12 protein-coding genes and 3 pseudogenes are annotated in these 12,169 nt (G+C 69.0%); 11 read left to right on the top strand and 4 right to left on the bottom strand.

The genetic code is table 11. The features are described from left to right. Positions 1-424: 424 nt before the first annotated feature. Positions 425-883: a hypothetical protein gene (locus OHA19_RS44210; RefSeq protein ID WP_331748762.1), complete on the top strand. Its 459-nt coding sequence runs from the start codon at positions 425-427 to the stop codon at positions 881-883. Between the two features lie 91 nt (positions 884-974). Here OHA19_RS44210 and OHA19_RS44205 read toward each other — a convergent pair whose 3' ends face one another. Continuing rightward, the gene (locus tag OHA19_RS44205; protein WP_405753411.1) at positions 975-1,403 is read right to left on the bottom strand and encodes a hypothetical protein; all 429 of its coding nucleotides are present in this window, start codon (positions 1,401-1,403) and stop codon (positions 975-977) included. Positions 1,404-1,606: 203 nt separating this feature from the next. Next, positions 1,607-1,838 (bottom strand): annotated as a pseudogene (locus OHA19_RS44200) (hypothetical protein). 18 nt (positions 1,839-1,856) lie between these two features. Between OHA19_RS44200 and OHA19_RS44195 the strand changes: the two are divergent. After that, positions 1,857-2,153 carry a hypothetical protein gene (locus tag OHA19_RS44195; protein WP_405753541.1) on the top strand — a complete coding sequence of 99 codons (297 nt, stop codon included), beginning with the start codon at positions 1,857-1,859 and terminating at the stop codon, positions 2,151-2,153. Positions 2,154-2,463: 310 nt separating this feature from the next. Here the strand turns inward: OHA19_RS44195 and OHA19_RS44190 are convergent, their stop codons facing one another. Further along, positions 2,464-2,856, bottom strand: coding sequence for a hypothetical protein (locus OHA19_RS44190; RefSeq protein ID WP_331748768.1), 393 nt, complete (start codon positions 2,854-2,856; stop codon positions 2,464-2,466). Between the two features lie 593 nt (positions 2,857-3,449). Here OHA19_RS44190 and OHA19_RS44185 point away from each other — a divergent pair. The 7 genes and pseudogenes from OHA19_RS44185 (at position 3,450) to OHA19_RS44155 (ending at position 10,303) form a co-directional block, all read left to right on the top strand. After that, entirely contained in the window at positions 3,450-4,925 is a 1,476-nt protein-coding gene (locus OHA19_RS44185; RefSeq protein ID WP_405753413.1) for a prenyltransferase/squalene oxidase repeat-containing protein, read from the top strand. Then, entirely contained in the window at positions 4,922-5,569 is a 648-nt protein-coding gene (locus OHA19_RS44180; RefSeq protein WP_331754008.1) for an HAD family phosphatase, read from the top strand. Before OHA19_RS44185 ends, OHA19_RS44180 begins: the two co-directional genes overlap by 4 nt. A gap of 513 nt (positions 5,570-6,082) precedes the next feature. Further along, positions 6,083-6,556 carry a hypothetical protein gene (locus OHA19_RS44175; protein ID WP_331748777.1) on the top strand — a complete coding sequence of 158 codons (474 nt, stop codon included), beginning with the start codon at positions 6,083-6,085 and terminating at the stop codon, positions 6,554-6,556. Between the two features lie 384 nt (positions 6,557-6,940). Further along, on the top strand, positions 6,941-8,131 hold the full coding sequence (locus OHA19_RS44170) for a hypothetical protein (RefSeq protein WP_331754012.1): 1,191 nt from the start codon (positions 6,941-6,943) through the stop codon (positions 8,129-8,131). Between the two features lie 93 nt (positions 8,132-8,224). Next, positions 8,225-8,582, top strand: a pseudogene (locus OHA19_RS44165) (ATP/GTP-binding protein); the annotation flags it as partial. A gap of 206 nt (positions 8,583-8,788) precedes the next feature. After that, positions 8,789-8,845: pseudogene (locus OHA19_RS44160) on the top strand (hypothetical protein); the annotation flags it as partial. 129 nt (positions 8,846-8,974) lie between these two features. Further along, the gene (locus OHA19_RS44155; protein ID WP_331754686.1) at positions 8,975-10,303 is read left to right on the top strand and encodes a helicase associated domain-containing protein; all 1,329 of its coding nucleotides are present in this window, start codon (positions 8,975-8,977) and stop codon (positions 10,301-10,303) included. On the opposite strand, the gene OHA19_RS44150 is transcribed toward OHA19_RS44155, so the two are convergent. Then, positions 10,291-10,650, bottom strand: coding sequence for a hypothetical protein (locus OHA19_RS44150; protein WP_331748787.1), 360 nt, complete (start codon positions 10,648-10,650; stop codon positions 10,291-10,293). The genes OHA19_RS44155 and OHA19_RS44150 overlap by 13 nt on opposite strands. 116 nt (positions 10,651-10,766) lie before the next feature. Between OHA19_RS44150 and OHA19_RS44145 the strand changes: the two genes are divergently transcribed. Continuing rightward, complete coding sequence (locus tag OHA19_RS44145) at positions 10,767-11,603, top strand: hypothetical protein (RefSeq protein WP_405753526.1); 837 nt, start codon at positions 10,767-10,769, stop codon at positions 11,601-11,603. A gap of 140 nt (positions 11,604-11,743) precedes the next feature. Then, on the top strand, positions 11,744-11,932 hold the full coding sequence (locus OHA19_RS44140; protein ID WP_331748793.1) for a hypothetical protein: 189 nt from the start codon (positions 11,744-11,746) through the stop codon (positions 11,930-11,932). Positions 11,933-12,169: the final 237 nt, after the last annotated feature.

Here is a 12,169-nt window from a genome sequence, read left to right as displayed (position 1 = left end):
CGGCCGGAACCGGACGCGGAGCCTTCCTGCGGCAGCGAGGGCGGTTACTTCGGGCAGCCCTTGAATTCCCCGGTCTCCCACGCTGTGCGGCAGATGGCCCGCAGGGGGCGGCCCGGAGATGAGGTGACCCCGGCAAGGGGTTTCTCCCTGGCGGGCGGGTGGTCGACGGGCGTGGTCAAGGGGGCCCACGGCGCTGACTACTTCCCTACGACCCCTCCGCAACGCCCGGCCCGAGGAACCGCCGGCCTCTCACGCGGGCGCAGTGTCGACCCCGTGCTCCTGGTCGTGCTCGTCGTCGGTCCGGTGCCCAGCGGGCAGCGCCCTGATTCAGGGCCGGGTCAGGCCGTGGTCCCGGCCCTGCTCATGGTCGGGTCTGTGGTCGGGCCGCCCCGGTCGCGACGGCGCCTTCAAGGTGGGCACCACCGTGCTCGCGACGAAAGGGCTGACCTCGGGCGAGTTCCTGGCCTGGATGGACAAGGCGTTCGCCGGTGACGAGCGCGTGCTCCTCGCGGCGCATCCCGAGCACTACGTGATGGGCACCGATGAGATCGGCGCGCGGGTGGTGGAGAACATCGGCCCGCACGTCGCCGACTTCTACATGGGTGGCTGGGGCACCGACGCGCTGGCCTGGGCCAAGGACGCGGATGAGCTCCTCCCTGAGTCGGAGTTTCCGCGCAAGATGTCCTCGAACCTCTTCCTGGCCGACGGCACCGTCGTCGGGCGGGCTCTGATCCAGTTCGGCGACACAGCCGACGGCTTCACCGCGAACCTGACGGTCTACTTCCCCGTCACGTGCCCGGACGAGGTCCTGGACCACCACCTGCGGCACTACGCCGTCGAGTTCCGGAACTGGATCGTCGCCGCCGCGGCCGCCCGCGCCTGAAACCCCCGGCCGGACGCCGGACCTGGGCGGCGAGCACCGCCATGGAGCGCCGGACGTCGTCCATCGCCTCCCGCAGCCCGGCCGTCACCTCTCAGGTCTGCGTGGTCGTCAGTGGCGGCCGTGCCGGTTGTCGTCCTGGTCCTGGTCGCGGGTGCCCATGGCCCCATCGCACTCCGGGCCGACGGGCGGGACCAGGGCGTACGGGTGTCCTCTGACAGATGATCTTGACCGTTTGCCATGAGATCTTGGCGATACGACGGGGTCGGCGGAGGCGGGTCAGCTGCGAGAGGGTGACCTTGCCCAGCACCGGGGAGTCCGCGCTGTACTCCTCGCCGATGATCTCCAGCTTCACGCCGCCCATACCGGTGCCGAGGTTCGCCTCGACGCGGAACTTGATGCCGCCCTTGAAGCCCAGGTTGACGACGCCGAGCACGGCCACCTGCAGCGGCACGTCGATCGCATAGCCGGAGCAGGGGATCTCCAGCCCGATCGGGGGAAGCTGACCATAAGGGGAAGACACCGAAAGTATCTGCGGGGATGGGCATCCCGCGCCGGGCGACGCGGACATGCTGTCCGAGCAACGATGCGCCGCACGCTACTGACCAGGACGGCCACGGGCGGCCGGCCCACGCTGCCCTCCAAGGGGCGGGAAGAACTCGCCGGGGCAGCTGCGGTTGGCTGCGCGGGGGAGTCGACCGGAAGGGTTCAGGGAGTGTCGCCGGGTCAAGTGAAGCGGACCGGGTGGCCGGGTCGCGGGTTGTACATCGCCTGGCCGCCGGGGCTGATCTGCCCGAGCTCGGTCATCAGCGCGGCGCCGGTCTGGATCTCGTTCCGCCGTCCAGCCGGTGATGTCGAGCAGCAGGCCGTCCAGCGTGCCGCCGACCAGTTCGGTGTAGTCCCGGTCCGGTCGCGTCCCGCGGAAGCGGGAGAGCCAGCTTCCGCCGGCCTCGGGCAGGACCTGACCCTGCTCTTGATGCCGGTTCTCATCCGGCCAGGCTTGGTGTACGTCGGTGACGAACCGCTGGTCGCAGTCCTCGCACGGAGACGGGCGGGGCTCTTGGGGAACACCATGGCCGGCGCGCTCGATCGCCTTCTTGATGCAGACAGGACGTTGGGCCTCGCGCCCGGCTTGGTGCTGCTCTGTCCCACGATGCACCAGCTCACGATCCTGGTACTCGCCGACCCCTTGGCCTTCGGCGACGACCTTCGCTTACCGTCGTTGCACAGGTGCGGGTGGGTGTCCTGCGGGGCTCCCCAGTCCGTCGTGTGAGCCGCCTCCCACCGTTCGTTGGTGAACCTCGCCCCGCAGCCGGTGCAGACGGGACGACGGGCCTCGTGCTCGCTTTCCTTCTTCGAAGCCTGCTCCTGGGCAGCCCGCCGCACTCGTCCTGCCAGACCTTGGCCTCTTCCCGGGCAGCGGCATCGGCCGCCCAACGACGGGGATTGCCGATCGCTGCTGGCGAATAGGGCGGGAGGGCAGACGCGGTGCCTGCCGCCGTGCGAAAGCCGGTGTACTGACTGATAGTCCGATGGTGGAGGGCCCGTCCGTGCGGACGGACCCTCCAGGGGGCCGGGTCAGGTCAGAGCACGGCGACGTAGAACGCGGTGGCTGCGCCGCCGGCGTCGGCGTTGTAGGTGGCCACCTGGACGCCCTTCCCGTTCGCGCAGCCGCCTGCGATGGCGCGGAGGGTGTAGCCGATGCCGTCGCGGGGGGTGGCCGTCACGATGGCGCGGGACAGGTCGACGTCGTCGTTGCTGATCTTCACGCAGAAGACGTGGCCCGACCTGGTGACTTCCGAGACGCCCTTGGAGTGCACGATCGAGCCGTCGGCCTTGACCAGTGCTCCGGCCTGGGCGTACGGGGCCTGGGAGCTTGAGGTGGCGGCGATCGCCATCCCGCCGGCCACGGCCAGGCCCGTCACGCACAGCCCAGCGACCGTGAGCCCGGCCGCCCGCATCTTCTTCGTACGCATGGTTGTGTCCTTCTCCGGAGTTTGCCGTATGGAACGATGCGAACGTAGCAACAGATGCCATATATAACGCTCATGACGCAGAATCAGGGAATAACTCTCATATTGCGTACATCGCACCGGAAGCCCCGGCCGTGGACACTTCCGGGATCCGGGACGGTACGAGGCGGAGCGCCTGGTGTGCCAGTGATCCGAGAGCAGTGGGCGGCTCGTGTTCAGCTGGACCATGTCGATACCCAGGTGGGTGAGCACACCGATCCGCGTCAGCCAACAGCACTTCCTGGGCCAGGATCAGTCGGTCTGTGCGGAACGTCCTGGCTGGGCAAGCCGGAAGGTGGAGGGTCCCGGTGTCTGTGTCTTCGTGACCCTGCGTCCGTCCGCTCGTTCCCTGGATGAAGTCCGCAGGTTTCCGGCGTCCGTTCGGCGGTGGTTTGGACATGAAAGCCGGAAGGACATCGGGCGGCCTCGGGCGGCTCGCTGGCTTCTGAACCCCGCACTCCCGCTCCTTCAGCAGAGGTGAACCGATGTCGGTCGCACTGGGATCCCTTCCGTTACAGGTGACGGTGCACCGGTTGCGTGGCCACCTCGCTGGGCTCGTGGATGCCCAGGGCCGGCTGCACTGCCCATGCCGCAGCCGTGTGCTGGAGTCCTCCCTCACACTGCGCCTGCTCGCCGCCACAGGCGGCCATCACCAAGCCCGCGCCCGCCTGCACGCCTTCCTCGAATCGGCATCGGCCCAGCCCGGCGGGAGCGCTCCGGACCGGACCCTGGCCCGTGCGGCCATGACCCGAACTCCCCTGCCCAGAGCCGAGGACGGTGACGCCCTGGCCGGGTTCCGGCATCACACCGCCGTGCGCAAGCGGATGCTGATGGACACCGTCCTCTACCTGACCGGCGCCCTGGGCACGCTGCCCCGCCGGGCCCCGGAGGCATTCGCCGCCGAAGGGCTGCACAGCTGGAAGCGCCCGGAGATGCTGGCCTGCCGCCTCATCCACGCCCACCACGACACCGCCCCCGTCGCGGTCGCCGATCTGGAGCCGCTGGCCGCCGTACTGCGCGGGGAGCGTATCCACGAACGGAATCATCTGTCCCACCTGCTGTATCTGTTCGCTCTGCGCCCCTACCGAGCTCACCAGCGCCTGGTCGATGCGGGCGTCGAACAACTGCTGGCCACCCAGGGCGCGGACGGCGGGTTCTCCCTCAGCCAGGACATCGACACCTGGGTCACCTCGGTCGCGGGCCTCGCCCTGTCCGAGGCCGGTGCCGACCGTGCCCTCCTGGACCGGATCTGTGCCTGGCTCGCCGCCCGCCAGGCCGACGACGGCGGCTGGTCCTTCACCGAAGGCGTCGCCCAGACCGACACCGACACCGCCTACACCGTCCTCACACTCCTTCACCGTCACTCCCCCGCCCTGCACGCTCACACGCTGGAGCGTGGTCACGCCTATCTGCGACGGATCCAGAACCCCGATGGTGGCTGGCCCGTCTACCTGCGCACCAACCCCTCCGAGGCGGCCATGACCGGTGGCGCGATGACGGCGCTGGCCGACCGGCCCCGCGCCAACGCCTCCGCCATCGCCTCCGGCGCCCGCTGGCTGATCCGCAACCAGCAGAGCGACGGCACCTTCGAGCGCGGCTGGAGTCTGTCGGAAGGCAACGCGCTGTTCCGTGCCGCCCATGGCCTGCATGCCGCCCTCGAGCACCGACTTCTCGACCCCGAGACCGCCGGCCATGCCCGCAAGGCCGTTCACCGGGCCACCAGCTATCTCAGCACCACCCAGAACAGCGACGGCGGATGGGGGCATCGTCACGGCTCACCCAGCGACCCGATTTCCACCGGGTACGCGCTCGCCGCCCTCGGCCCCACCACCCGGCCGACGGTACTGCACGCCGCCGGCGCCTACCTGAGTACCCTCCAGCAGCCCGACGGGGGCTTCGACTCCGTCCCGGACACAGCCTCACCCCGGCCCATTCCGCTCGACCTGCCCGCACTCGCACCGGCGTATGTCCTGCGCGGCCTCACCCATGCCTTTCCCACCCCTGCAAAGGCCCGGCCCGGGCAGCAACAATGAGGCCCTTCCGGTCGCCCGCACACGCCGACGGGCCCACCCCCCGCGCCGGCCGCTACACCGCACGGATCTTCGACTTCGACGGCACCCTCGTCGACACGGGCGAGATCAACCTGCACGCCGTCCACGCCGCACTGGCCACCCACGGTACGAACGTCCCGCTGCAGTGGCTGCGCGGAGTGCCACTCGCCGACCTCGGCGAACTGCGCCGGCACCTGCTCGCCGACCAGGGAATCGCGCCAACATGCACCGACTCCGACATCGTGCGCGCCGCCCGCAGCTACTGGCTGGCCAACGCCCACCAGGTCCGTCCGGTTACAGCGGTAGTCGCAGCCGCCCACGCCGCCGCCGCGAAAGGTCCCGTCGCGGTGGCATCCGCCAACGACGGCCGCATCGTCCGAGCCGGACTCACCGCCGTCGGACTGGCCCACCTCTTCCCCGTCATCGTTGCCCGAGAGGACGTCGCAGGCCTCAAACCCGCCCCGGACGCCTACCTCACCGCAGCATCCCGTCTCGGCCTGGACCCCACCAGCTGCCTGGCCTACGAGAACACCGACGAAGGCACCAGCGCCGCCCACGCCGCCCGGATGGACACCATCGACATCCGCACCACCCCCTGGACCATCCACCGCCCGCCACACCCGTAAGGCGCCCCCCAGCTCCCGCACACCTGCCGCCACCACTCCAGAGCCACCCCTCCGGAACCATTCCGCCACACGCGCCACCACTGACTCGCCCACCACCGACCCCGAGGGACCGCAGACACGGTTGCCCTCCGAACCGTGCCCGCGTGGAAGACCGACGCCCTGTGGCACATCCGCATCGCCCCGAAGCGGGCGCAGGACGGGGACCTCGATGCTGCCGGGCTCGCTGAGCTTCTCCGGGCAGCAGGCGAGGGCTGCCACCCGCTCCAGTCAGCGCCAGCATCCTGGCGCAGCGTGATGCCATCCTCGTAGCACTCCATGGTCTGCCGCGCCCGGTCCACGACGGCCGGCCACCGAATCCGTTCACGGGCCATGTGGGTACATGTGCATGTACCCCTTGCTGTGCTGCTGGCTGCGGGGCCGTGTCGTACGTCGTCACGTCTGGACCAACAAGCGCCAGGCCGGCCGGGCCGGTCCTGCGGGGTGGCGGGCGGCTCCGTTTCGCAGAAACCTCGCATGGCCTGCGTCGTTGGGCAGCGCATGGTGAAGAAACTGATGGTGTGTATGGCAGTGGGCGGATCGCTGCTCACTCCCCTGTCGGCCGCATCGGCCGTTGCCCCTGTGGCGCCCGCCGCCGCGCAGGCCGGCCAGGAGGTTGACGTCCAAGTCGGCATGGACGGCAGGGACCGCTTTTCCCCCGAAATGATCACTGCCAGTCCCGGTGACACGGTCACCTTCCACTTCCACCGCTCGGCCGACGGCGTTGCCGAGAGCACGTCCCGCCTGAGTGACCCGTGCCACTCCCTCGGTGGCTTCGACTCCGGCACCCGCGGCGAAGGAGATAATTTCAGCATCATCGTCTCCACCCATAATGCGGTGTACATCCACAACCCCTCCGCGTGCGGCAAGGGCATGGTGGCCATCATCAATCCGGGGCCCAACGACTCCGTCGAAACCTTCCGCCAGGCTGCCGTCGCTCAAGAGGGCTGATCTCCTTACCCACACCAACCCAGCACCCCGACTGAACAGCTGCTGGCCTACCGCGACGCGGCCTGCCGTCTGAGCGCACGGCGACCCACCGGCGGCGGATCATCGACCCGCAAGGCACCTACTGGCGGCGCGGGATCGAAGCGGCCGGACGGTGCTGCGGGAGCCGCACGCGGCCGTCACACCGGAAGGCTGGGGCGGCGTCGGCGGGTATCCGCTCGGGCAGTGGATCGCCGAGCAGCGCCGCGCCTACGGGGCCGGGAGCCCTTAGCAGAAGGCATCCAGGGGGATGCAGTCGAGCATGAGGCAGATACCGAATCAGAGGCCCGCGACGGTGCTGCCGGGGCGCAGAACGACGGCTTCGCACACCCGTGAGAGCCTAGGACGGTGAAAGCGAAGTGTGCTCCCCTGGGCGATGAGCGGCGCGACCGCGGCCCCGAGCTGCCGCCGACCCGCAGCGTCCTGATCACTGGCGGCCTGGTGCGCGTGTCGGGCGCAGCGGCCGTGGGCTGCGGGGCGCTGTTCGGTCTGCTTCCCGTCCTCGCGCTCATCGGCAGACTCGGTCTCCCCGACGACCCGCCAGGTTTCGTGCCGGTGTTCGGCGGCCCGCTCATCGCTGCGGCGCTGGGCATCGCCGTCTTCCTGATCGTGCTCGGCTATGCCCTGACCTTCCATCAGCTGGCGCTCGCGGGCATGTACGCACCGGCTGAGGACTCGTCGGCGCTGAGGAATGCGGTCGAGGTGCGTGGCCGCGTCACACGCACGCCGTTCTTCCCGGCGGTCGTGACGAGCATCGTCATCGGCTTCCTGCTCCTGGCAACGGCCGGCATCCTGCTCGCCGCGTCCGCCTGGCCGATGGTGGCGATCACCCTGCTCCTCTCAGGCGTGCTCTGCGTCCCGGCCGTACTCGCTCTCATCGCCGCCGACCGACGGTGGAGCCGTACCGCGTCTGAGCGCCTTCCCGCACGGGCCCTGGGCGAACAGGGCTCCGCTCAGCTCCTCCTCGGCGACGCCGACACGGAACTGCGGCAGCAGGTCAAGGCCCGAGAGCGCGCCGAGGCCACCGAACTCGACCATGCGACCACCCCCGTGCTCGTGACCCTCGCCATCGCGAGCCTCGCCATGATGAGCCCCTCACTCTCACCCACGGCTGCCATCTGGAGACAGGTGCAGCTGGTCGGCGTCGGGCTCGGCGTCCTGTGCCTGCTCGTACTTCTCGGCATCAGGGTGCTCCGGATCCGGCAACTGCGACGCACTCTTGTACGGGTGCGCCGCGGGGGCGCGGACGTGTCCGACATCGACCGCGCGCACGCGATCACCGCGACGACGACCCAGGCGTCCGAACTGCACGCGGCGACAACCGTCTGGGCGCTGCTCGGCGCCGCAGCGCTCGGCACTGTGGTCCACCGGACCGCGGATGTCGCGCCGGTACTGATCGTCGCCGGCATCTGGGCGCTCGGCTTCGCCGTGCTCATCGCGCTGTCGATGCGTTCGGACGCTGCCGCCCCAAAGCTCCGGGAGGAGTTCGGCTACCGGCTCCCGACCAAGACCTCCGGAAACGACAACACCTGGCACTGAGATGCCGTCGCCAGCCGACGAACAGCCAGAACAGCCCTCAATTCACGCTCGTGACTCGGCATCGGACCGTGGTCCTGCAGCATCCCGAAGCCACCCTTGTTCAGTGGGGTACGCGGGGCGCAACTCACGGGGCGGGCTTCCCTCGTGGAATGCGGGGCGTTCCCGGCACGGCACACGCGAACCCTTCAGAGAACTGATCGCGGGAGTAGAGGCCGCACTCGATCTCCGGGCACACCGGGCCGGGACGCTTTCCCGTCACGCCGCCTATCTCCACCAGCGGACCGCGGGAAGAATCGGGAGCCTGACCCGACTCATCCGGCAAGCCGCGATCACCGCGATCCTCGACGGCACCGAACGCATCACCAAGGCGTCACTGGACCAGGTCCGCCTGGACCACCTCGCTGAAACCCACCACCACACCACACGCGGCCGCGAACCCAACCCACGCTGACCAGGCAAAACACAGGCACTGCCATTAGACGCAGAAACCATCTGCAACAACACCAGTAATTCTCAATAGAATTGAGATAACACCAGGTCAGAGCGCCTACCACCCCGGCCGAAAGCACCTCGACCAGTTCTCACCCAACCTGCAACACCCCAGCCCAGACCCGTTCCCACACCCCAAACCACACCGGGAATCGATAGCTCAGCTCGGTGAAGGTACTGGGCGAGGGTGTCGACACCGCGAATTGTGATTCCGTCGCGTTCTGCGATGCGCGGGGGTCGATGATCGATATCGTGCAAATGGTCGGTCGGGCTCTGAGAATGAAGCCGGGGGAAGGGAAGATTGCTTCTCTGGTCGTTCCGGTATTCCTCGCTCCGGGTGAAACACCGGGCGAAATGCTGACCTCGGACGCCTACGGAACCCTCGCGAAGGTCCTCGGGGCGCTGCGGGCACACGACACCGAAACGATCGAGCACCTCGCCGACCCCCGTATCCGCAGCGGCAGTTGGGTGGTCGAGGAGGGCGAGATGGAGGAGGAGGCGGCGGGTGAGCGGGAAGAGCCGGAAGGCGAGCGGGGGCCGAGTGCGCCCGCACGGGAGCTGCTGAAGTTCAGCACACCCAGGGATCCGGCGTTGCCGGCACAGTTCGTGAAGCTGCGGGTCATCGAGCCCGAGAACACATTCTGGAGGCGCGGTATCCAGGTCGCGGCCCGGTACGTGAAAGAGACCGGGGCGCAGCAGCTGCGGGTACCGTACGACTACATCACCCCGGACGACTGGGCGCCGGCCGGGTTCCCACTGGGGACCTGGCTCGCCGACCAGCGGAAAACCCACAAGGCGGGGCGTCTGGATGCGGGGCGGGTGGAACAGCTGGCCGGGCTGGGCATGGTGTGGTCGCACCAGGACGTCGCGTTCGAGGAAGGCCTCACCGCCGCCCGCGCCTGGGCGGCCGCGCGCGGGCACCTGTTGCCACCCGTCACCGCGGTATGGGACGGATACCCGGTTGGGACCTGGACCAAGAACCAACGCTTCGCCGCCCGGGCAGCGGAACAGCTCGCACAGCGGCGGGAGGCCGGCCTCCCCGTCCCTTCCAATGCGGGTGCCATGACCGAGGCGCGGCGCGCGGCGCTGGAGGAGATCGACCCGGGCTGGTGCCCGGGATGGCAGCGGTGCTTCCGGCTCGTCCAGAACCTGCTCCAGGACGGCGGGGCCCTGCCGGTGGTGGTCGGCAAAGTGATCGTGCAGGGCGAGGACCTCGGGAGGTGGGTCGCGGCGCAGCGGCACGGGTGGGAACAGCTCCTGCCCGCGCAGCAGTGGCTGCTGGAGAACGTCCTCGGGATCGAACCCGCCGAGGAAGCAGAGCGGCCGGTACGGCGCACGCAAGACGATATGTGGGCACTCAACCTCACGGCCGCACGGCAGTTCCATGGCCATGAGGGGCACTTGCGGTACCTCGCAAGCACGCCGAGCACTTGGAGATGGAAGAGGGCCCGGGAGGTCGTCAGGGCGGCGCCGAAGGGGTCGTGGTGGTCAAGCTCGGCATGTGGCTCGACAACGTCCGCAAACGCGCCGACAGGCTCACCGAACAGCGCCGGGCCGACCTCGACCAGCTCGGCATGCGCTGGTAAAGGCGGGCGGAACAGGGGCAGCGCGGGGATGCTCGGCGCGTTGTGCTCCTCGCCGCCGCTGTCTTCCGGGACGAGCTCGGGGGTTCAGCCGACGTAGATCCAGGACCCGATCGCGAGACCGGTGGTGACCGGGCAAGCCAGGGCGCCGGTGAGGAGCAGACGGCCCGCCCGGTGCAGACGGCGCACTCCGGGGGCGAAGGCCAGAGCAATCAGGGCGACGGCGGCGCTGGTGACGATCAGCACGAACTGCAGGACGAAACCGCCGACTGCAGTCCCTTCCGCGACGCCCCAGAGCGCGGTCATCGCCACGAGGAACGTCAGCCAGGCCAGAGACGCCGCGGTGAGCGTCCATAGCATCCAGGCCAGCACGACGACGCCGGTCCGCCTGGAGCGCGGCGCCAGCCGCGGGGGGCCGTACAGGCGGGCGTTGGTGCTGGGGTTCATCGGATTCCTTCCTGTGCGGTACAAACGATCCTCACCGCGCAGACAGCGCCCCGGCACGGGCCCAGAAGGGGCCTGATCGGGATCCGTTGTCAGTGGGCCGCCCTAGATTCCTCACCATGAGCGACGACATGAGTGAATCTCATTTTGCTATTGCCGCACCTGCTCGCGGTGACGTCCTGTTGCCCATCGACATGGATGCGATCCGGCGGGTGGCCGGGGTCATGCGGACCGAGCGGGCCGCGGTGTGCGAGGCCGCCGGGATCCCTGACGACAGTGGCTGGCTCGCCCAGCTTGTGGAGCCGGACCTCGACAGTTACCAGGAGTTCGCCGCCCAACTGCGTGAGGGCATCGACCGCGAACTGCTGTGGGCCGTCCCGGAGATGTGTGCCAAGGCCCTCGGCGACAACGGTGCCACCCGTACCCTGCTCGGTGACCAGCTCTTGGACACGCCGTTCTTCCACCACGGCGACCTGGTCGTGAAGGGCCATCTGCATGTGGTGGCGCCCTTCGTGCTGACCGGTTCACTGACCGTCGAGGGCGTGCTGATGGACTGCGCCCCCGATTCGGTCGTGGCCATCCGTGGCGATGTAACGGCCCGTGGGATGTTCACCGACGGCGACGTGGATTGCGGTGACATCCAAGCCGAGGTCGTCTACGGCTCCTACAACGACCACACCCTCCAGGCAGGCACGATTCGCGCCCGCCTGGTCATCGAGGACGACCACGAGACGATCGCGACCGTGGAAGCGGACCTCTACTTCGACCAGGACGACTACCAGTACGACGACGAAGACGTCCTGGCGCAGTTGCGCGGGCTCCTGGTGGACGAGGTCTTCGCCGCCGACGAGGACGAGGACGAGGACGAGGAGACGCTCGACCACGGACTGCTCTTCGAGCGGCTGGGCGAGGGCCTGCCCGTCTTCCGCCTGCCCGCCGCGCCCAAGGAGCGCTGAGCGAGAACATCCGGCCGGGTCGGTCCGCCGAACTCCTGCGGCTTGGACCGCCCGGCGCAGACCGGCCATCTGATCCAACACCAACTCTCCTGCCCGTCTCACCTCACTCACCGGGCACTTCATCCAAGGAGCAGCCACGCATGGCCGCCGAAGACCGGCAGAGCACGAATCCGGCACCGGGCCCGATGACCACCGTGCACTCACCTCCCGGTTTCCGCGTCATCGGCGTCGAGGAGGCGGAGGAGTGGTTCCGGGGCTCTGCCGATGCGCGGCATCCGGCCTTTGTGCCTTCACGCCGTCGCTACGGCGTGAAGGCAGCAGCGCTTTGAGCTGGTGGTTGGATCGTCCGTTTCAGTGTCCGCAGCCGGACATGGGGGTGCCGAGGTACTTCCAGGTCTGGGGCCTGACCTGGCCGTCGGGATTGAGACCGCTGCAGCGCTGGACAGCGCGAACGGCGGAGCAATGGTCAGGACTTGTGGATCGGTCTCGGGAGGGATGCCTCGCGGAACGCGGAGGGCGCACTTTCCCGAGTGATCGACTTCTGGTCATCGAGTAGGCCCGCGCTG

Origin of the sequence: Streptomyces sp. NBC_00012 (genome assembly GCF_045040875.1) — a bacterium.
GTDB lineage: Bacteria > Actinomycetota > Actinomycetes > Streptomycetales > Streptomycetaceae > Streptomyces.
The sequence above is the reverse complement of the archived record's forward strand: the minus strand, read 5'-3'. Positions and strand labels throughout refer to the sequence as shown.